We start from the raw sequence: 19359 nt of genomic DNA on the forward strand, positions 1-19359 counted from the left end.
GCCCGACCATCCTGTCGGACGAGACACCATAGGACCGAAGGGACACCGCCCATGGCGCTGCACCATCCGGATTCCCGCAAGAAACCGCCGACGCCCAAAATGACCGACGCGCAGTACGTGGCCAGCCGCCGCCCGCTGTGGTGCGGCGTGGCGGCTCTGTTCACCGACGGCCGTGGCCGCGTCGTCCTCGAGGACGTCGACTACCGCCCCACATGCCTGCTCCCCGGCGGAGGCATCGACGCAGGCGAAGCGCCTTCACGGGCCATCGCGCGCGAGGTCCACGAGGAACTCGGCCTCACACGCCGCTTCTCCAGCGTCCTGGCCGTCGACTGGATCCCCCCGGGCACGCCCGGCTACCCGCCGGGGTTCCCCGGTGAGGCGATATACGTGTTCGACGGCGGCACGCTCACCGAGGACGACTTCGCCCAACTACGCCTGCCGGGCCGTGAGATCACGGGCGTCCGTCGCGTCGAACCGGCGCTCCTGCCACGTCACATGGACCCCGCGAACGCCCGGCGCGCGCTGGCCGCGCTCCGCGCGCGGATCAACGGCGCCGGTCCCGCGATCCTCGAAGACGGCTGCCCCCTGGTCCCTACCTGTCTGGACGACCTCCAGGTGCTGCGCACTCCCCGCAAACCGCAGCTGTGGCCCTGGCACACGTCTCTTCCGGTGCCGGTGGAGCTTCCGGTCAGGCAGGCCTGGGGCTGGCTGTTCGCCGAAGACGGGCGGGTGCTCCTCCTCATCGGCCAGGACACCGGCTCCGCCTGCCTGCCCGGCGGCACGGTCGAGCCGGCCGACCACGGCGCCCTTGAGCGGACGCTCCGCAGGGAGGCATGGGAGGAGGCGCGGGTGCGCATCAGCGATCCGCTCCCCCTGGGCTACCTCCACGATGAAGCCGACGGCCTGCCGTGCGCCCGGGCCCGGTACGCGGCCCGGATCACGGGATGGGATCCGCCGTGCTGCGACGAGGCAACCGGTCAGACCTACACCCGGCTCCTGGCCACGCCCGAGCAACAGCACAGCTCTTCGACTGGGGGGACGAGGCGGCCGCCCAGCTAGCCGCCGTTCACACCGCTCGGGGGGAACTCGGCCTGCCGGCTGCCATCCGGCAGCCGATCAGTGAACTCCCTTCTGGCCAGTTCATCGAAAGCCCCGGAGCTCCATAGAAGGGCGTGACCAGAACGCGCACCACCGCATGCTTGCCGCGCAACTGTCCGGTCAGGGCTCGCGTCGGTTCCACAGTCGGCAGAACCAGGGGAAGACAGCAATGAACCTTGAGGAGATGCAGCAGCGGGCGATCGAGATTCACGGCCTGTACGACGAGCTGAACCGTCGCGACCGTCGTGTCTGGCGCACGGACGAGTTCATGCTCGGCTTCATGGGAGACGTCGGCGACCTGGCCAAACTCGTCATGGCAGAGGAAGGGGCCCGCGAGAACCCAGGAGGGCGGCCGGCCTTGGAGCACGAGCTGGCCGACTGTCTGTGGTCGGTGCTGATCCTCGCCCACCTGTACCACGTCGACCTGGCCGAAGCATTCGATCGCACGATGGCCGAGCTGGAAACCTCCATCTCGGCCCAGCTGGCCGCCCCGGGTAAGCCGACGTGACCTTCGGGCCAATCGGAAGGCAGAGCTCAGGACTCGGATGAAAGGGATGAGAGCGGTGACGGATCAGGGACGGATCAGGAACGCAGCGAGCGGCCTGGTCGTACGGGACGAGCAGGTGCTTCTGGTGCGTGGGGACTGGCCGCGCCCGGGAACCTGGTGGCTGCCGGGCGGGGGCCAGCAGGCGGGGGAAACCCTGGCCGCCTGCGTGGAGCGGGAGGTCTTCGAGGAGACAGGCGTGCGGGTGAAGGCCGAGAACCTGGTGGTGGTGCGGGAGTACATCCAGGCCAACCACCCGGAAGGACACCAGATGCCCTCCGGAGCCGGGCACCGGGTCGACGCCATGTTCCGCTGCCGCATCCTCCAGGAACCCCCTGTGCTCGGTGGGCCCCTGGAGGACTCCGTACAGCTCGGAGTCGAGTGGGTTCCCCTGGACAAGCTCCCCGGGCTGCGCACGCTGCCACCGTGCCTGCCGACCGTCATCACCAACGCCATGGCCGCCGACCCCGCCCGGGGCGCGGTCTACCTCGGGGACGCTTATGCGTGACCCCTCCCCCCGACACGAGCTCGAGCCTGTGCGGGAGCCGATCGACCTCGGTGCCTACGCCGAGCGCGCTCGCACGGGGCCGTGCTTCATCTGCGCGTGCCTCTCCGGGCGCCCCGGCTACGAGCACCATCTGGTCGCCGACGACGGGGAGCATGTGGCCTTCCTCGACCGGTGGCCCACCGTTCCCGGGAAGGTCCTCGTGGCCCCCAAGCGCCACCTCGAGCACGTCGTCCGGGGCCTGGACGAGCCCGCGTACGTGCGGCTGATGCTATTCGTCCGCCGCGTCGCGCTCGCCATGGAAGAGGTCTGCCGGCCGGAGCGGACGTACCTCTACTCGCTCGGCAGCCAGCAAGGCAACGCCCACGTGCACTGGCACATCGCAGGGCTCCCTTCTGACACTCCCTATGAGCGCCAGCAGTTCCACGCCCTCATGGCGGAGCACGGCGTCATCAAGGCGCCGCCGGAGCACATGGACGCCCTCGCCGAGCGGCTTCGCCAAGCCCTGACCCACCAGCCGTGAACCCCATGAAGGAGTCGTCTATGACCCCACCAGCGACCGCCGGCTGGCGCAGTGACCGGATCGGCAGTGCGCTGCGGGGCGCGATCGGGACGGAGCTCGACCACCTGGCGGCTTCTGCGAGCGGCGGGGCCCGGTGACCGATCAGACGCGGGTTGGACTGTTCGACCTCGACGACAGCCTCGTCGACCGGGCCGGCACGTACGCGCGATGGGCTGCGGAGTTCTCCGCCGAGCACGACGTGCCCCTCGGCTGGCTGCTGCGGACGGACCCGGCGTATTCCTCCCGCAGGATCGCCTTCTTCGAACTGGTGAAGACCACATTCGACGTTCCCGGCACCGTCACCGAGCTGCACACCCAGTACCGGCGCCGCATGCCCGAGCTCATCCAGCCCGACCCCGCGGTGTGCGCAGCGCTCACAGCTCTGCGAGCGGCTGGATGGCGCCTCGGCGTTGTCACCAACGGAATGACCGACAACCAGACCGCCAAGCTCCGCCAGGCCGGCTTATACGATCTCGTGGACGCCGTCGTGATCTCCGAGAGCATCGGCGTGCGCAAGCCGGACCCGCAGATCTTCCGCCACGCCCTCGCGCCCCTCGATGCCGAGCCGAGCCCGCACGTCGTCATGTTCGGCGACTCCCTCACCGCGGACGTCGGCGGGGCACTGGAAGCCGGGCTGTCCGCCCTGTGGATCTCCCACGGACGCCCGCTACCGCAGGACGGGCCGCAGCCGCATCAGACGGCCGCCACCTTCCGCGACGCCGCGCAACTGCTGCTGAAGGAGGCCTGAGCGCCGTGCAAAGGCCCTTGGGATCGGCGGACACGCGGTTGATGGTGCTGCGCGGCAACTCCGGATCCGGCAAGACCACCACCCGTGCCGTCCGCGCGCGCTACGGCAGCGGCCTGGCCATCGTGAGCCAGGACACGGTGCGGCGGGAGATCCTGTGTGAGGCGCACGGACCGGTGGGGGCAACACCGGGGCTGATCGACGTCATCACGCGCCGGTGCCTGGACGAAGGCTTCCACGTGGTCCTCGAAGGGATCTTCTCCACCGCCCGGTGGGGTGATCTCCTGCGTCAGCTGGCCACCGACCATCGGGGTGCGAGCAGGTTCTTCTACTTCGACCTCTCCTTTCCCGAGATGCTGCGCCGGCATGCCGCACGGCCGGAAGCCTCGGAGTTCGGCGAGAGCAGCATGCGGGAGTGGTATCGGCCGGTCGATCTTCTCGGCGGCATGTGCGAGACGCTGATCAGGCAGAACAGCACGTTGGAGGAGACCGTCCGCATGGTCATGAGCGAGGCGGGGCTGGAGCCGAAGCCGGCAGGTGAAGCGGATCGACCGAGCCATACGGAGGCGTGGTGAACGACTTCTACTGCGCCGAGGCGATCAGCGGGCGGACACCTGTGATGGTGGTGGCCAAGACTGACACGGTGCTCGCGTTCGAGCACACCCGCCCGTCGTACCCGGTGCACATCGTCGTAGTGCCCAAGCAGCACGTGCCGTCGCTGATCGACCTCGGCGACCACGGCGAGAAGGTGCTCGGCGAGGTGCTGGCGGTGGTGCGTGAGGTGGCGGCCCGGGTGTGCGAGGAGCACGGCGCGGCCACGGTGGTGACGAACCTGGGGAGCTACCAGGACTCACCGCACCTTCATGTCCACGTGGCGTACCGGGGAGATCCGGGCGAGGGCCGCCTGTGACCGCATTGTGTCGGCGTTCGGCTGGAGAGTCAGCGGCGGGGGCAGTGCTCGGGCTTAGGAGGTCGCTGCAGGAGCAAGGTGGCGGCTTTGTCGAGGGTGATCTTCTCGTGCAGCAGTGCGGTGACGACGTTCGTAATGGGCATGTCGACGTCGTGGTCGTGGGCGAGGTCGAGGATCGCCTGAGCGCTCTTGACGCCTTCGGTGGTCTGCCGGGTGATGGCGGTGGCCTGGGCGACGGTCAGGCCGCGGCCGAGGTGGGTGCCGAAGGTGCGGTTGCGGGAGAGAGGGGAGGAGCAGGTGGCCGCCAGGTCGCCCAGGCCGGACAGCCCGGCGAGGGTGGCCGGGTGGGCGCCCAGGGCGGTGGCCAGGCGGGTGGTCTCCGCCAGGCCCCGGGTGATGATCGTGGCTGTCGTGTTGTGGCCCAGGCCCATGCCGGTGGCGATGCCGACGGCGAGGGCGATGACGTTCTTCACGGCGCCGCCCAGTTCGCAGCCGGTGACGTCGGTGCTGGTGTAGGGCCGGAAGTAGGGGGTGTGGCAGGCGGCTTGGAAGCGGCGGGCGGCCTCTTGGTCGGGGCAGGCGATGGTGGCGGCGGCGGGCTGGCCGGTGATGACCTCGCGGGCGAGGTTCGGGCCCGACAACACCGCGATGCGACCAGCGGGCACGCCGGTGGCTTCGCTGATGACCTTGCTCGCGCGCTTGCCGGTGCCCTGTTCGATGCCCTTCATCAGGGACACCACTACGGTGTTCGGGCCGATGTGCGGCGCCCAGGTGGTGAGGTTGGCCCGCAGGGACTGGGCGGGGATGGAGAGCACGAGGTAGTCCGCCCCGTCCAGCGCGGCAGCCGGATCGCTTGTCGCCGTCAGGGCCGACGGCAGCTGGACGTCCGGGAAGTAGGCCGGGTTGCGACGGTGGGTGTTGATCCCGTCGGCGATCTCGCCCCGGCGGGCGTACAGGACGGCATCGCTGCCAGCGTCTGCCAGCACCTTGCCGAGCGCGGTCCCCCAGGACCCGGCCGAGAACACCGCTGCACGGGCGGGGCACTGCCAGCTGGTTGTGGTGGGCGACGGGGTGTACCTCATATCTTCGTCCTCACCGCGACCGAGCCCCGGATTCTGTGTGCGCTCGGGTGAGGTGATCGAGCGCTTCGGTCACATCGTCAACGATGTGGTCCGGGGGCGGCAGGTCTCGGGTCCATGTGCGTCCCCGGCGGATCCAGATGGTGTGCAGGCCGGCCTTCTTGGCTCCACCGATGTCGGCTTCGATGGAGTCTCCGATCATCCAGCCGCCGTCGGAAATGTCGCGGCCGCAGCGAGTGGCCGTGCGGGCGAAGAGTTCGGCGTCCGGCTTGCGGACTCCCTCAGTCTCCGAGATGCACCAGCCGTCAAGGTACTGGATCAGGCCCGTGTGTTCGAGTACCGCGCCTTGTGTGCGTGTCAGCCCGTTGGTGACCACGCCGATCTTCCATCCGCGGGTGCGCAGCTTGGCGAGGTGGTCCAGGACCTCCGGGCAGCAGTGCATGTGCCGCGGGTATCGATCTTGGTAGGCGCGGTGCAGTTCCTCTGGTGTGGGCTTGAGACTGAAGCGGTTCCGCACTTCAGCGAAGAAGCGTTCACGGGGGGTGAGGCCGTCGTTGTCGATGGTGATCAGCCGTGCGACGGCGCTCGTATCGAGGCGGTGTTCGAGGGCGAAGTCCTGCGCCCAGCGAGTGACCGCTGATTCGCGGCTGACGGCGGTGTTGTCCAGGTCCAGCAGGAGCAGGCATTGCGGTGGCGCCGGGCGGTAGGCGGCATGTCCCCTCGGTGGATGCACGAGGGGAACTTAGCGGCTGTCGCTCGCTTCCGCGGCCGGCTCAGGGGCGATTGGGTCAGTTCGTGTGACTGGCCCACCGGCGCGGCGCGTGGCCGAGGACGGCCTTGCCGAAGGTGACCACTGAAGGCGTGCGCACTGACGCCCATGGAGGTCTTGTCCCTGGCCTCGGCTCGTGGGGTGTCGGGCAGCCGCGGTGCATCGCCTGGAGGTCGTGCAGCGTCGGCGTTCCCGCCGTCGTCCGCCGTGCCGCCCCAGGTCCAGGTCCAGGTCCAGGTCCAGGTCCAGGTCCAGGTCCAGGTCCAGGTCCAGGATCGCCGACAGCCAGGATGAAAGAGGCTCAGTGTCCTGCGACCCGCTCCCCCACACTGGTGTCCGTACCGCTGCCCTCGGGGGCCGGGCCCGTGGTCGGTTTGGGCAGCGCCTGCACGAGCAGGGCGGCGACGACCGGGAAGACGACGATGAGCGCGATGCTGAGGTAGAAGGCTCGCGGGTAGTCCTGCGTCACCGGCGAGTCGCTGAGGGCGCCGAAGAAGACCAGGCCGACGAGGGAGGTGCCCAGGGCCGCGCCGCCCTCCATCGCGGTGGACAGCACACCGGAAGCCGCTGAGGCGTGCTGGGGGTCGACGTCCGCCATGGCCGCGGCCGGCAGCGGCGCGGCGACCAGGCCCATGCCGAAACCGGCGATCAGCAGGCCGGGGGCGACCCAGCCGGGTGCACCGGCGGTACCGAGCTGTGCGACGATCACCGCCACCACCGCGTATCCGATGGCGACCAGCCCGGCGCCCAAGGCGATGACCTGGTTGCCGATCCGGGCGGCGATCCGCGTGGCGAGGAACGAAGAGCCGAAGAACCCGACGCTCATGGTGGTGAAGAGCAGGCCCGAAGCCAGGGCGCCCAGGCCCTTGCCCTCCTGCATGTAGATCGCGAAGAGCAGGAAGAACGAGCCCATGGACATGAAGTAGACGCAGTAGGCGGTGACGCCGAAGGTGAAGCCTCGGCTGCGGAACATCCCGGGGTTGATCAGCGGCGCGGCGTCCCGCGCGGCCAGCCGCCGCTGGTGCGTGATGAACAGCGCGAACAGCGGTACGGCCGCGATCAGCGACACCCACGCCCACAGCGGCCAGCCCTGCTCCCGGCCCTCCAGCAGCGGCAGCATCACCGCGGCCAGGCTCACCGTGCCCAGCGCGGCGCCGGCCAGGTCGAGCCGGGCACCGGCACCCGGGCGGATGTCGGGGATCGTCTTCGGCGTCAGTACGAGGATGACCGCGCCGATCGGAAGGTTGATCAGGAAGATGGCCCGCCAGTCCAGCCCGCCGACGTTTAGTGCGATCAGCACGCCGCCGATGAGCTGTCCGCATAAGCCGGACAGGCCCAGCATCAGCCCGTAGGCCCCGAAGGCGCGGGCCCGGGCCGCACCGGTGTAGACGTGGCCCACGATGGCGAGCACCTGCGGCGCCAGCAGGGCCGAGGCAAGCCCCTGGACGATGCGGGCGCCTACGAGCACCCAGATGGAGGGCGCCATCCCGCAGGCCGCCGAGGCGACGGTGAACAGGGCGAGCCCGGTCAGGAACATCCGGCGGGGGCCGAAGAGGTCGCCCATCCGCCCGCCGGTGATGAGCCCCACGCACAGGGCCGCACCGTAACCCACCATGACCAGCTGTGTCTCCGGCACGCCGGCGCCCAGGTCGTGCTGAATGGAGGGGATGGCGACATTGACGATGAAGAAGTCCAGGAAGGCGACGAAGCCGCCGGTCAGCACGACGGCCAACGGCACCCAAGAGGGCCGGTCAACTGCCCGGACAACAGCCTGAGGACTGGTCATGACGAGGTCTTCCATCCTTAGTCGAGTGAACCGGAGTGAGGCTAGAGCCGGTTCACTGACATCCAGTGTCAGTGAACCGGCATAGGCTGCAAACATGCGGGCGAGTCGACTGGTGAGCATCCTGTTGCTGCTGCAGACACGCGGGCGGATGACCGCGCAGGAGCTGGCGGAGACCCTGGAGGTGTCCGTCCGTACCGTCTACCGGGACATGGAGTCGCTGAGCGCCTCGGGCATCCCGCTGTACGGAGAAGCCGGCCGCGAGGGCGGCTACCAGCTCCTGGAGGGATACCGCACCCGGCTCACCGGCCTCACCGCCGACGAGGCCCGCGCGCTGTTCCTGACCGGACTGCCCGCAGCCGCAGCGGCCCTGGGACTCGGCCCCGTGGCGGCCGACGCGCGGCTGAAGGTGAGCGCCGCCCTGCCACCGGAGATGCGCGAGCGCGCCGAGCAGTCCCGGCAGCGGGTCCACGTCGACATCCCCGGCTGGTACCAGGACTCCGACGACGCGCCCCAACTGGCCGCGGTGGCCAACGCGGTGTGGAACCAGCAGACCGTACGCATCCGGTACGAGCGCTGGGCCGCGCCGCACGAGGTGCTGCGCACCGTCTGCCCGTACGGGGTCGTGCTCAAGGCGGGCCGCTGGTACCTGGTGGCCGGGTCCGGCCATGGAATCCGCACGTACAGGGTGTCCAGGATCCTGGAATTGGAGCTGCTCGACGAGACGTTCGAGCGCCCTGAGGGCTTCGACCTGGCCGGTCACTGGCACGAGTACCTGGCCACCTTCGACGCGCGCCGGTTCCGGGAGAAGGCGGTCCTACGGCTCTCGCCCGCCGCGCTGCGGGACATCGAACAGCTGCTGGAGCCGGCGGCCGCCCGCGCGGCCGAACTCTCGGCGGGCCCGCTGGACGCGGAAGGCTGGACGAGGGTGACCGTGCCCATAGAGTCCGCCGAAAGGGCGCTCCCCGCCCTGCTGTCGATGGGGGTGGAGGCCGAGGTGGTCGGCCCGCCGGAGCTCCGCGACCGGGTCCGGCGGACGCTCGCGGTGATGGCCGCGCGGTACGGGGACGGGGCGACGCCGGCATGAGCGGTCGCCCCGTCGCCGGGGCGGGGGCTCAGCGTGCCACGAAGCCCGGGGTGAACCGTACAGGCAGGTTCCGCACCCCTCGCATGACCACTCCCCGCCCCCCACCACAGGTCGCTCTCCTTCTCGGCGAGAGCCGGATCTGGCAGCCGCCGCAGCACGCGAGGCGGCCGGCAGCGGGACCCGAGTTGAGGGAAGCTGGCCGTCATGCCACTGGCCGGGAACCGCAAAAGACTGCAAGGTATGGGAGGAGCCCGGCGCCAAGGACACCGTCGGCAAGACCCTCACCATCGCCGACGGCGGCTACCCGGATACCGGACTCGTCATTCCGCACCGCCGCGAGCGCGGGCCGGACCGAGCTTCCGGACTGGAAAGTGGAACACAACAAGTCCCACAAGCAGGTCCGCGCCCGGGAGCACGCCTTCGCCCGCATGAAGACCTGGAAGATCCTCCGCGACTGCCGCCTCAAAAGCGACGGCGTTCACCACGCCAAGCTCGGCATCGCCCGGATGCGCAACCTCACCCTCGCCGGCCAGGCCGGTAGGTAGTACGGCGGCCCGCTACGCCCACAACAGCTCCAAGAACTTTGCGGGACAGCCCTTAGACCGTGTCTTGATTGGCGGTAGTTCGTTGGAATCGCCATGGGGATAGTTGAGCGGCTGGTGCCGGACGGGCTGTGGGAGCTGTTTCAGGACGTGGCACCGTCGGCACCACAGCGTCCGCAGGGCGGGGGTCGGCGTCGGTGCGATGACCGTGCAGTGCTGGCCGCGATCGTGTTCGTGGCCACCTCGGGCTGCACCTGGCGGCAGTTGCCACCGGTCTTCGGTGCCTCCTGGCAGACGGTTCACCGACGCTTCACCGACTGGTCTGCGGGCCGGGTATGGGCCAAGCTGCACCGCGTGCTGCTAGACCAGCTCGGTTCCAACGGCGAGGTGGACTGGTCGCGTTGCGCAATCGACTCGATCAGCATCCGCGCGGTCAAAGGGGGCCTTTGACGGGACCGAATCCGACCGACCGCGGCAAGAAAGGGTCGAAGATCCACGTCATCTGTGACCGTAGCGGTCTGCCCATCTCGGTGGGCATCTCCGCTGCCAACCTGCACGACAGCCAGGCCCTCGTGCCGCTGATGCGTGGCATACCTCCGATCCGCTCGCGCCGCGGTCCCCGGCGCCGTCGCCCGGCCAGGCTCTGCGCAGACAAGGGATACGACTTCGACCACCTGCGGAACTGGCTACGGCGGCGGCAGATCGTGCCTCGTATCGCCCGGCGCGGCGTGGAGACCTCCGGCCGACTTGGCCGGCACCGCTGGGTGGTCGAGCGAACACTGTCGTGGCTCGGCGGCTGCCGCCGCCTGCACCGCCGCTACGAGCGCAAAGCCGAACACTTTCTTGCCTTCGTCGGTATCGCCAGCGCCCTCATCTGCTACCGGCGCACCACCAACTGAGACGACCTCTTAGCCGCAGTCGCCGCCGCCCCAGATACCGGCAGGCCTGTGGGCCAGCAGGAGGACCAGCAGCTCGAGCGGGATGGCCGCGATGTTGAGCCACACACTCACGTACGCGAGCAGGCCCGGCTTCGTCGCCCACAGGCCTGTCGCGCAGCGTCGGCGAATGCTGCATGCTGCCAGGACGCATGCCGCAACGGCTGTCACGCCGAGGGCCAGACCGGCCCACGCCGCGACATACTCGGTCAGCGCAACGGGCGCCCGGACGGCTTTGCAGGGCACGGACTGGTCCATGCGATGCCCCTCCACCATCAGCGCGTACCCGGCGACGAGCACTCCCAGGACAGTGGAGACCGGCACCAACAGGGCCTGGCGCGTCACGCTGGGAGGGACGGGACGTGGCGAGGTACCCACATCACGGGCGGCGTCAAAGGAAGGGGCAGTCGGCATCTGGTAAGCCTAGGCCTTCGCTGTGGATCTAGAATTTGCAGCCCTGCCGCCAGGGCTGGCGGCAGTCAATGGCCGGGTTCATGGGAGGTACGGCGGCGGTGCGTATCATGCCCTGGCTGCATGTGGTTTCGGAGCAAGGCGTCCTTCCTGTCGATTTACTGCTTCCCGTGATGGGTCGGACGTATGTGGCGCGCCTCGACGGCCGTGAGATGCGTGACACGGACGCCGTCTTCCAGCAGTTCTACGACTGTCTGCGGCTGCCCGATTACTTCGGCTGGAACTGGAACGCCCTCTCCGACTGCCTGGGCGTTTTGAAGTGGCTGTCCGCGGATCATCACGTACTGATCATCGAGGCTGCTGACGAGGTGCTGCCCAGCGATGCCTCCGAGCGGCAACTGCTCTTCAAGAGCCTGCTGCGGGCCGGACAGCGATGGGCCTAGACACGCAAGCCCGACGGCTCCGAACTCGGCAAACTCGTGGTGGTCATGTCGTGCGATGCCTCATCCGTCGCCTCGGTGAGTTTGGCTTTTAGCCGTCTGGCCCGTGATGCCGCCGGTTGCTGAAACTGTCCGTCGTCTCCGGGCTGGGCGAAGTCACCAGCCCATGTCCCTGGCGACCTCATCCTGAGCGGCGGCAATCTCCTCAGCGGTGACATGTGTCAGGTCCGTGTCGGTGTCCCACTCCAGTCGTGACAGCAGGTCGGCCAGTGCCTGCTTCTGAGCGGGATGCGTGACCGGCACTGCGTTGAGGTCGGTGCTCATGAGCCAGTCGAAGAGCACGACGGCGTCGGCATGCCACAGGCGCACGGTTACGGTGGGCTGCTCATCTGTCATGGGCACATGATGTCTGGCCTGGGAATTTCGTCAACGTCCGGTCGCGGGCTCACAGATCGCCACGGGTGCTGAGGGCTGCGGCTTGGCCGGGACGGGGCATCAGGCCGTGAAAGGGCTGTCACAGACTTCCGGGATTACTTGGCCTTGCCCGGGAGTGAAGGACGACAGTGTCTCCACCCGGCACGGGAGCGGCACCGGGTACTCGCGCTGGTCAGTCCAGAGCGAAGAGGGGGAGTCCGTATGACTACGACCTGCATCATTTTCGATATCGGGGGCGTGCTGGAGATCACGCCCGAAACTGGGTGGGTGCAACGGTGGGAAGAGCTGCTGGAGCTGCCGCCAGGCACTGTGAATGAGCGGATGCGCGATGTGTGGCGAGCCGGAAGCGTCGGGAGTATCAGCGAAGCAGAGGTGTACAAGCAGGTGGCTGTGCGCTTGGGTCTCGACATGCCCCAAGTCGAGGCCTTTATGGGTGACCTGTGGGCGGAGTATCTGGGGATACCGAACCAGGAGCTCATCGACTACGTGCCAGAGCTGCGGGGAAGCTGCAGGCTGGGCATCTTGAGCAACAGCTTTGTCGGTGCGCGGGAACGGGAGGTGGCGCTGTACCAATTCGACGAGTTGGTGGAACAGGTCGTCTACTCACACGAGATCGGCATCGAGAAACCAGACCTGCGTGCCTTCGAAGCTGCTTGCGCCGGCTTGGAGGTACTTCCGGAAAGCTGTCTCTTTATCGATGATGTGGCCGCCAACATCGAGGCTGCCCGGGCGGCGGGCATGCAAGCCCATCTGTTCGAGGACAACGATCGGGCGATCAAACGCATCGTGGCCCACCTGGGCGCCGGGCCCCTGCTTCCAGGGCAAGCCCCACTCGGATGACTGGGGCCAGGTGGCAGGCCAAACCGACTGACACTCCCCCACCGGTCGTGAATACACTCCAGGTCCGCGCGAATGCCTCGCACCCGTGCGTATTGCCAGCCGGGCTTCCCATCACTACTGGCGTCGCCGCTACATCTTCGGGCGCTCCCCTGCCCTGGGCTTGGGTCGTGGCATACCGGGCCAGGTCGCCCAGCGCAGCCCGGCGGCGGCTTCCTTCGGCAGCAGCCCGGCGCCGATGAGTGCGGCTCGGCCCGCTTGTTCACCGGCGATGCGGTATCCGAGTTCCGAGGAGTCCACTTCGTGATGGGTACCGTCTGTGATCAAAACGCTGGCGGCGATCCCGTCCAGACCTTCCAGCAGACCCTCGCGAAGCGCCGGCAAGTACTCAGGGGGCAGCTTGCTGGACGGCAGGGTGGTGAGGAGTTCCAGCTTTTCCGCGCCCGCACCGGGTGGTTCGAAGTCCGCGACAATGTGTGCGTAGGGACCGCAGGCACCCACATTCTTTTTCACGCGGACGCACACATCGGAGACGGGGAGGGGAAGGCTGGTCATGGCCCCACCGTAGGAGCGTCCCGGCGGGCTGGCCAGCAGATTACCGGGCCGGCGCTTCCGCTGTTGTCTGGAGTGCTGAACGGACTGCAGGTCGGCAGGTCAGCGAGGTCACCGTCTTGGGGCCACCGCCGCGCACGGGGAGGAGTGGGCTTCGACCCTGACAGGGAAGGGGGGCCGTCCCCGCGACAGCCATCGCCGCACCCGCGACCCGTCGGGATGCACGTGCCGGTAGCCGGCCGGCCCGCCCTGATTCCCGGGTGACGGCGGCGGCACGCGTGCCTACCGGATGTCGCCCTCCTCCGCTGTCACCTTCACCCGGGCGGTCACCGCCTGAGCCAGGCGGGCCGCGCCGACGAGTTCGTCCATCGTCTGCTCCAGGAGCCGGCCGTTCGACTGATCCACGGCCTGGCCGCACGTCCGGCTCGTCTTCTCCACTCCCGCCGCGAACCCCTTCCAGAGCGCCTCGGCCCGCGCGTCCGGCACCCGGAAGAACGCGTCGGCGTCCCGTGCGATCCTCGCGAAGTCCTCGCAGAAGGGGCGGACTCGGGATCCGGACACCTCGCCCCGCCCCTTGGTGAGGAGGTCGAAGAAGCCGGTCGTGCCGGGTATGAAGCGCTTCCTCAGCAGCTCTTCCCCACCGTAGGTGTACCAGGAGAGCACCTGGATCTCCCGGGTGCGGGCGGATACGGGCGGCCCCGCGGAGCCGCCTGCCGCCTCCCCGCGGCCGGGAAAGACCGCCGGCGGGCGGCCGTGCGCCCTGTCGTCGCGGTCCTGGCTCCCCTCTGACCTGAAGATCCCCGCCGCCACGGTGGCCCCCACCGCCACTGCGCACAGCAGGCCCACCGCGACGGCGCGGCGGGCGGGCGGCACGGCCCGTCGTACGGCGGCGTCGCGTGAGGCGGGCCGGCGCCGCACGGTCCCGGCCGCTGATACGGCCACGGCCACGACTACGGCAACAACCGCGCCCAGCAGAAGGGCGGGGCCGAGCAGGAGCTGGAAGAGCGGCCAGGGCACGCCGGGGTGCCAGCCGCAGGTGTGGACGAGCGTGTTCAGCGGCTGGACGCACCCGTCGAACGAGGCGAGCGTGAACGTCGCCGCACAACCCGCCAGAACCGCAGCCTCGGCCGCGACGAGAGCGACGAGCAGCCGGTAGCGCCTCGCCGGCGCGCTCGCGGCGACGGCGGCCATCGCCGCCGCCGTCCCGAGGGCCACCAGCAGCCATCCGCAGTAGGTCACGACGAAGGCCGGGAGGTCCTCGGTGGCCCGCCGATCGTGCAGGAAGGCCATCGCGCCCACGAGGGCGGCACAGGCCGACGCGGCGCCGAGCAGCACGGCCAGGAGGACGCGCCGCAGCGGCGGCACACCCTCCCCGCGCGCCGCCACGGCGCCGCCGCCGATGGCGTCCCGCATCCAGGTCGGCGGGGTGCCGGACGGGCCGATCGCCCAGGCGAGCAACGGCACTACCCACAGCGCCGCGACCGCGGGGAGGACGAGGGACCGGCCGGCCACCGTCGACAGTTCCACCAGGACCTTGGCGGGCAGGGACCGGTACGTGTCCGCGATGGACGCCAGCCCCGACGACTGTATGAAGCCTCCCGTGTCGAAGGGCGCTCCGGCCGCGTATAGCTTGCCGCTCGCCTGCCACCACTCGAACCACGCCGACAGCACCAGGCACATGGCCGCCAGCCCCAGCAGCATCGCCGGGCGGATCGTCCGACCGGGCCACACCCGGACCCACAGGTACGCGCACTGGGTGGCCCACCATGCGAACGCCCCTCCCGCGAGCACCACCAGCACGAGGACCCAGGGCCGTGCGGGCAGCCAGGTGAAGGACGTCACGTCGTTCACGACCAACTCGCCCACGGCCATCCCCGCCCCCAGCCACAGCCCCGCGCGCACACCGGAGGGCACACGGCGCGAGGTGAGCACGGCGTGGGCCACCCCACGCCATAGCGCGATGCCGAGCACTCCGACGATCAGCGCGGCCGAGGCCAGCACCCGCACGTGGTCCGCCCATTGGGCGTTCACGGCGGACGCCTCCTCACTCGCCTGGGAGTTGATCAAGGTGGCGGCGGCCCCGGTCAGGAAGAGCGGCAGCGCCTGCACGCCGAAGAGCACGACGGGATCGTCGAGGGACTTCCGGCGCAGGTCCCACCGCGGATGGGTGCGCCACAGCTCGGCGACGCTCCCGGCCGCCCGCCGCCACGTGCCCGGCGGCGGGCCCGTTGTCGCGACCACCCAGCCACGGGGATCCGCACCCCAGCGCACCGCCGCGCGGTCGGCGTAGATCTCCCGGCTGCGCAGCACGTCCGCGCGGGCGAGATAGACCAGCACGACCAGGAGTCCCAGCAGCCCGAAGCCCCGCACGGCGGACGGGACCTGGACGGCCTGGAACTTCGGCGCGATGGCGAGGGCGCTCCTGATGTGGACCGCCAGCGCGGGCACGAGCACCACGGCGACGAACGCCCACCACACGGCGAGGGTGACATAGGTGAGCGTCACGTCCCGGTTACGGATGTGGGCGAGTTCGTGGAGGAGCACCGCCCGGAAGCCCCCCGGGTCGGTGTGCCTGCGGGCGAGCAGGCCCCCGTGGAGGCACACCGTGGGGCGGCGGTCGCTGCCCAGCACCACCGCACCGGTCGAGGCCGCCGCCGGATCGACGACGACGCGCGGCACCCGGGTCAGCCCGGCCACCGTCGCCAGTTCCTCGACGAGGCGCAGGATCCCGCCGTCGGGGTCGACGGCCGCCAGCGGGACGACCCTGCCGCGCCGTGTCCTCCAGGCGGGGACGCCCCGGAACAGCGCCCAGGCCACGACCACGAGCAGGACCGGCCAGGAGAGGGTCACCCACCAGGCCAGCGGCGGCTCGTAGCGGTCCAGGCAGGCCTGATAGGCCGGACCCTGGAGGCTTGTGGCGACCACGTCGCGCGCGACGTCGCCGCCGAACGGATCGCCCCCGGCGGCGAACAGACAGCCGAAGTGATCGAACCCGGTCCGGAGGGCGGCCCGGCGGGTGATACCGCCCATCACATTCCAGCAGCTCACCAGTAACAGGACCATCAGCAGCACGAAGCGCACCGTCGTCCCCGCGCCCATCACCCGCTCGTCGACCCGTATCCGGGGAGGCGTCGTGGTCATGCCGCTCTAGCCCCGCTCCGGCGTGCGGGGCTCCGGCGCTCCGTCGTCCGGCTCCGGCTCCGGCTCCGGCTCCGGCTCCGGCTCCGGCTCCGGCAGCACCAGCCTGGCCACCACCGCGTCGGCGATTGCCTCTGCCCGGCGCTCCCCCAGGCCCCGCGTCAGGGCCGTCTCCACCACGCGTCGGCGGATCTCGGCGAGTTGCTTCGGGGTCAGGGCGACAGGGAGGGCGACCGGAGCGGACGGCCGGCGGAGGACCCTGCGCAGCACAGCCCTCGACCTGGTGGCCGCGGCGTCCACGGCAGCGTCCGCCATCCGGCGCCCCGCCTCGTCCAGGACCAGCCACACCACGGGCGCGGCCATCGCCACGACCTCGCCCAGCCCGAATCCGAGGGGCTCGCGCCGCCCGCCCGTGCGGCCCAACCGCCGGACGACCGTCGCGTCGTCGAACCGGGCCAGCGCCGCCACCAGGGGCAGTTCCTCGGGCGCGACCTCGGCCACGACATCGTGGACCACATCGCGCACCATCACCCAGCCGGACGAAGTTACTCCAGAGCCCATCGTGCCCTCCCGTGACATGAGTCCCGCAAGGGCACGGTACTGCGGAGCTTTTCCTTCCACTCCGGATTGCGAGAGTTCGTTCGACTTCGCAGACCCGGTATGCGCTCAGGCGCGGGGAACCGGGACCCGCCACGGGAAACTCGGGCGTTCCTGGCCGCCCTCGTGGGACTCGAAGGCTGTCCGGCGACCGCCCGGGGACCAGCGAGGGCGCCTCGTGCGGCAGCGCTCGATGAGGTGACGCCGCCCCTCCACGGTGAGGGGTGCGTCCTTGTGCGTCACGTAGGGGAACCGGGTGCAGAGGCTCGCCGTGTGCGGTCCCGCCCGGCGATGGCCTCGGCAACCTCATGGATGGCGCCACGAAGCAGGTCACCGTAGGGATCCTCAGAAAGGTTGGCGGTGTGCTCCTTGGCCGCGTTGATGTGCTCGCTGGCAGCGCCGAAGGAACCGAGTCGGCGGTAGTTGTCAGCCAGGTTGAGGTGCAGGGAGGGGTAGAAGCCGGCGATGTGGAGGCCGGCGTGGTGCTCCTGGACGCGTTGCTCGGTCACGGCATCGGCGGCGTCCAAGGCCCGGACGTCCCAGGCCAGAGCCTGGGCGGGATCTTCGTAGAGATCTGCCAGGTAGTGAGCGAGAGAGCAGCGGTGAAGCGGGTCGCCCGTGATACCGATCGCGGACCACAGACTCAGGAGCTTCTGGCGGGCAGAAGCGATGTCACCAGCTCGGCCTTCGGTGACGGCTTGGCCTATGGCTTCCATGATCGGGTCGGGGCCTGCGGTTGCGGTGGTCATGGATGTTCCTCGTCGTCTTTCTTAGGCGGAGTGGCCGGATTTGATGGGCATGGCCAGGGTGGTGAGATCGCCGCGGTCAGCGGAGCGGATCGTGACGGGCTGGTCGTTTCCCCGCAGATCGAGCATCACGTCGGGGCCGATCGCGGTGCTCACGGCGGGATAGAACGTGGTCAGCGCGAAGCAGATCTGGAGGGGCTGCCCCATCGCGGTAGCCGGGAGCGGGATGTCGGGGTGCTCGTCATCCGCTGACACGACGTCCATTCCTTGGGCGGCAACGTGCAGCGCGATGCGCTCGCCGGGGTGTTCTTCCAGGGCTCGCAGGAGCAGTTCCTTCGAGACCGTCACACGGGTGGTGACCTCGCCCAGTGACGCGAGCATCAGCCGAAAGTCGGGGAATTCCTCGGGCAGCAAACGGCAATGCCGGTCCTCCCGGTCGGCCACACGGAGCCAGATCCCGTGCGGCACCGCTTCGAGTCGCACCAGCGCGCTGCGGCGGATCTCGGCGACCGCGGCCCGCATCTCGTCGCCGTTGACCGTGCCGGCCCAGGCCTGCCTCGGTGGTTCAGTCGGCACCAGGGTTCGGGTGGAGAGTCGGTATTGGTCAGTCGCGGTCAGGGTGACCGTCTCATGACTCGCCTCGATGCGCAGGCCGGCGAGTACCGGCATCCCGGGCTCGTGTGCGGTCGCGGTCAGGACCTGCTCGACGGCATCCGCCAGCACGGGACCCTTCAGCGCTGTGATCGGAAGACCAGGCACACTGCTGAGCACGGACCTGATGACAGCAGCCTTCTGCTGTGCCGCCGCCGCGTCTCCGACAACCTTCGACACATGCTCATCGAGCAGCCGGGACGCCTCGTCAGCCCCGGAACCCAGTACCGCTTCGACACCGGCGAGGGGCATGGAAATCTCACGGAGCTGACGCAGCACGGTCGCTCGCGCCACCTGGTCAGCGCTGTAGTAGCGGTAGCCCGAGATCGGGTCGACTTCGGCAGGGGGCAGTAGCCCGGAGTCGGCGTAGAACCGCAACGCGCTGGAGGTCAGACCACTGCGCTGGGCAAAGAGCCCGATCGGCATCAGCTCAGAATTTGGCACCTCGCCATCATTGAGCTTCAACCAACTCGAAGGTCAACACCGACGAGCGGCGCCACCAACCTCATGGCCGGCAACAACTAGGCATCGTGCCGCTGCCCCTCCTCCCCCGACGGCGGCGGAAGCCCCGCCGAAAGCCCGCGCAGGCGGCTCGGGCGCCTTCGAGCGGGGCGTAGAGGCGCTGACGCGGTAACAAAGAGCGGGACCGGATCAGTGACGGTCCCCAGGAGCCACGTAGAGCGGCTGGACGACGGGGCCGGGGTGAAACTCGGGGTGTTCCCATCAAACGCGAAGTCGAGGCGAGCACGGCTCATCACCGACAAGCTCACCGCGCTGGCCGGCCTCGGGCTCGACTGGGCAACCTGACCGCACAAGGCGGCCGGCTGCCCCACAGGGGGCCGGTGCCCTCACGTCCCGGGTGTCTCGCGCGGGAGACATCGGAGTGGTGGTCATCCACGAGTCTCCCCCGTCACCCACACCAAGCCCAGCACCAGGCCCTCTCGGGTCTTCATCCAGGGCTGGACATCGGTCCCGTTCGCAAGGATCCAGGTG

21 protein-coding genes and 1 pseudogene are annotated in these 19359 nt (G+C 69.6%); 12 read left to right on the forward strand and 10 right to left on the reverse strand.

Going from position 1 to position 19359, the window contains the following annotated elements; all coding sequences use genetic code 11:
* Positions 1–51 precede the first annotated feature (51 nt).
* From RM609_RS29240 to RM609_RS29270, 7 genes are all read left to right on the forward strand, one after another.
* A complete protein-coding gene (locus RM609_RS29240) occupies positions 52–1059 on the forward strand; it encodes an NUDIX hydrolase (RefSeq protein WP_311614741.1) in 1008 nt (335 codons plus the stop codon).
* Between the two features lie 208 nt (positions 1060–1267).
* A complete protein-coding gene (locus tag RM609_RS29245) occupies positions 1268–1606 on the forward strand; it encodes a MazG nucleotide pyrophosphohydrolase domain-containing protein (protein ID WP_311614743.1) in 339 nt (112 codons plus the stop codon).
* A 55-nt stretch (positions 1607–1661) separates the two neighbouring features.
* A complete protein-coding gene (locus RM609_RS29250) occupies positions 1662–2150 on the forward strand; it encodes an NUDIX domain-containing protein (RefSeq protein WP_311614745.1) in 489 nt (162 codons plus the stop codon).
* Positions 2151–2178: 28 nt separating this feature from the next.
* Positions 2179–2670, forward strand: a complete 492-nt coding sequence (locus RM609_RS29255; protein WP_438828565.1) for an HIT family protein — start codon at positions 2179–2181, stop codon at positions 2668–2670.
* 133 nt (positions 2671–2803) lie between these two features.
* Positions 2804–3457, forward strand: coding sequence for an HAD family hydrolase (locus RM609_RS29260; RefSeq protein WP_311614747.1), 654 nt, complete (start codon positions 2804–2806; stop codon positions 3455–3457).
* Positions 3458–3462: 5 nt separating this feature from the next.
* Complete coding sequence (locus RM609_RS29265) at positions 3463–4029, forward strand: AAA family ATPase (protein WP_311614749.1); 567 nt, start codon at positions 3463–3465, stop codon at positions 4027–4029.
* Positions 4026–4364, forward strand: coding sequence for an HIT family protein (locus RM609_RS29270; protein ID WP_311614751.1), 339 nt, complete (start codon positions 4026–4028; stop codon positions 4362–4364). The genes RM609_RS29265 and RM609_RS29270 overlap by 4 nt, the downstream gene beginning before the upstream one ends.
* Positions 4365–4393: 29 nt before the next feature.
* On the opposite strand, the gene RM609_RS29275 is transcribed toward RM609_RS29270, so the two are convergent.
* The 3 genes from RM609_RS29275 to RM609_RS29285 form a co-directional block, all read right to left on the reverse strand.
* On the reverse strand, positions 4394–5446 hold the full coding sequence (locus RM609_RS29275; RefSeq protein ID WP_311614753.1) for an NAD(P)H-dependent glycerol-3-phosphate dehydrogenase: 1053 nt from the start codon (positions 5444–5446) through the stop codon (positions 4394–4396).
* A gap of 10 nt (positions 5447–5456) precedes the next feature.
* Positions 5457–6176 carry an HAD family hydrolase gene (locus tag RM609_RS29280; RefSeq protein ID WP_311614754.1) on the reverse strand — a complete coding sequence of 240 codons (720 nt, stop codon included), beginning with the start codon at positions 6174–6176 and terminating at the stop codon, positions 5457–5459.
* A 337-nt stretch (positions 6177–6513) separates the two neighbouring features.
* A complete protein-coding gene (locus tag RM609_RS29285; RefSeq protein WP_311614756.1) occupies positions 6514–7998 on the reverse strand; it encodes an MFS transporter in 1485 nt (494 codons plus the stop codon).
* A 94-nt stretch (positions 7999–8092) separates the two neighbouring features.
* Here RM609_RS29285 and RM609_RS29290 point away from each other — a divergent pair, with 94 nt between their 5' ends.
* The 3 genes and pseudogenes from RM609_RS29290 (at position 8093) to RM609_RS29300 (ending at position 10523) form a co-directional block, all read left to right on the forward strand.
* Complete coding sequence (locus RM609_RS29290) at positions 8093–9082, forward strand: helix-turn-helix transcriptional regulator (RefSeq protein WP_311614758.1); 990 nt, start codon at positions 8093–8095, stop codon at positions 9080–9082.
* A 207-nt stretch (positions 9083–9289) separates the two neighbouring features.
* Positions 9290–9627: pseudogene (locus tag RM609_RS29295) on the forward strand (transposase family protein); the annotation flags it as partial.
* A gap of 93 nt (positions 9628–9720) precedes the next feature.
* A protein-coding gene (locus RM609_RS29300; protein WP_438828566.1) for an IS5 family transposase occupies positions 9721–10523 on the forward strand; the annotation gives its coding sequence in 2 pieces (ribosomal slippage) (positions 9721–10069 and positions 10069–10523; 804 coding nt in all).
* Between the two features lie 9 nt (positions 10524–10532).
* On the opposite strand, the gene RM609_RS29305 is transcribed toward RM609_RS29300, so the two are convergent.
* A complete protein-coding gene (locus RM609_RS29305; RefSeq protein ID WP_311614760.1) occupies positions 10533–10883 on the reverse strand; it encodes a hypothetical protein in 351 nt (116 codons plus the stop codon).
* Positions 10884–11143: 260 nt separating this feature from the next.
* On the opposite strand from RM609_RS29305, the gene RM609_RS29310 reads away from it, so the two are divergent.
* A complete protein-coding gene (locus RM609_RS29310; protein WP_311614839.1) occupies positions 11144–11413 on the forward strand; it encodes a barstar family protein in 270 nt (89 codons plus the stop codon).
* 153 nt (positions 11414–11566) lie between these two features.
* Here RM609_RS29310 and RM609_RS29315 read toward each other — a convergent pair whose 3' ends face one another.
* Positions 11567–11806 carry a hypothetical protein gene (locus RM609_RS29315; protein WP_311614762.1) on the reverse strand — a complete coding sequence of 80 codons (240 nt, stop codon included), beginning with the start codon at positions 11804–11806 and terminating at the stop codon, positions 11567–11569.
* Positions 11807–12046: 240 nt separating this feature from the next.
* On the opposite strand from RM609_RS29315, the gene RM609_RS29320 reads away from it, so the two are divergent.
* The gene (locus tag RM609_RS29320) at positions 12047–12685 is read left to right on the forward strand and encodes an HAD-IA family hydrolase (RefSeq protein WP_311614764.1); all 639 of its coding nucleotides are present in this window, start codon (positions 12047–12049) and stop codon (positions 12683–12685) included.
* Positions 12686–12814: 129 nt separating this feature from the next.
* Here RM609_RS29320 and RM609_RS29325 read toward each other — a convergent pair whose 3' ends face one another.
* The 5 genes from RM609_RS29325 to RM609_RS29345 form a co-directional block, all read right to left on the reverse strand.
* Positions 12815–13237, reverse strand: a complete 423-nt coding sequence (locus RM609_RS29325; RefSeq protein ID WP_311614766.1) for a hypothetical protein — start codon at positions 13235–13237, stop codon at positions 12815–12817.
* A 279-nt stretch (positions 13238–13516) separates the two neighbouring features.
* Positions 13517–16375, reverse strand: coding sequence for a M48 family metalloprotease (locus tag RM609_RS29330; protein ID WP_311614768.1), 2859 nt, complete (start codon positions 16373–16375; stop codon positions 13517–13519).
* Positions 16376–16381: 6 nt separating this feature from the next.
* Positions 16382–16933 (reverse strand): hypothetical protein, encoded by a 552-nt coding sequence (locus RM609_RS29335; protein ID WP_311614770.1) that lies wholly within the window; start codon positions 16931–16933, stop codon positions 16382–16384.
* A 275-nt stretch (positions 16934–17208) separates the two neighbouring features.
* The gene (locus RM609_RS29340) at positions 17209–17718 is read right to left on the reverse strand and encodes a hypothetical protein (protein ID WP_311614771.1); all 510 of its coding nucleotides are present in this window, start codon (positions 17716–17718) and stop codon (positions 17209–17211) included.
* 21 nt (positions 17719–17739) lie between these two features.
* Positions 17740–18810: a DNA polymerase III subunit beta family protein gene (locus tag RM609_RS29345; RefSeq protein WP_311614841.1), complete on the reverse strand. Its 1071-nt coding sequence runs from the start codon at positions 18808–18810 to the stop codon at positions 17740–17742.
* Positions 18811–19359 lie beyond the last annotated feature (549 nt).

It is taken from the genome of Streptomyces hesseae (genome assembly GCF_031845785.1).
GTDB lineage: Bacteria > Actinomycetota > Actinomycetes > Streptomycetales > Streptomycetaceae > Streptomyces > Streptomyces hesseae.

Bases quoted from the DNA above. Each gene is read 5' to 3' on its own strand.
- RM609_RS29240 (WP_311614741.1), top strand. From the start codon at position 52: ATGGCGCTGCACCATCCGGATTCCCGCAAGAAACCGCCGACGCCCAAA.
- RM609_RS29245 (WP_311614743.1), top strand. From the start codon at position 1,268: ATGAACCTTGAGGAGATGCAGCAGCGGGCGATCGAGATTCACGGCCTG.
- RM609_RS29275 (WP_311614753.1), bottom strand. From the start codon at position 5,446: ATGAGGTACACCCCGTCGCCCACCACAACCAGCTGGCAGTGCCCCGCC.
- RM609_RS29285 (WP_311614756.1), bottom strand. From the start codon at position 7,998: ATGACCAGTCCTCAGGCTGTTGTCCGGGCAGTTGACCGGCCCTCTTGG.
- RM609_RS29290 (WP_311614758.1), top strand. From the start codon at position 8,093: ATGCGGGCGAGTCGACTGGTGAGCATCCTGTTGCTGCTGCAGACACGC.
- RM609_RS29310 (WP_311614839.1), top strand. From the start codon at position 11,144: ATGGGTCGGACGTATGTGGCGCGCCTCGACGGCCGTGAGATGCGTGAC.
- RM609_RS29315 (WP_311614762.1), bottom strand. From the start codon at position 11,806: ATGACAGATGAGCAGCCCACCGTAACCGTGCGCCTGTGGCATGCCGAC.
- RM609_RS29320 (WP_311614764.1), top strand. From the start codon at position 12,047: ATGACTACGACCTGCATCATTTTCGATATCGGGGGCGTGCTGGAGATC.
- RM609_RS29325 (WP_311614766.1), bottom strand. From the start codon at position 13,237: ATGACCAGCCTTCCCCTCCCCGTCTCCGATGTGTGCGTCCGCGTGAAA.
- RM609_RS29330 (WP_311614768.1), bottom strand. From the start codon at position 16,375: ATGACCACGACGCCTCCCCGGATACGGGTCGACGAGCGGGTGATGGGC.
- RM609_RS29335 (WP_311614770.1), bottom strand. From the start codon at position 16,933: ATGGGCTCTGGAGTAACTTCGTCCGGCTGGGTGATGGTGCGCGATGTG.
- RM609_RS29340 (WP_311614771.1), bottom strand. From the start codon at position 17,718: ATGACCACCGCAACCGCAGGCCCCGACCCGATCATGGAAGCCATAGGC.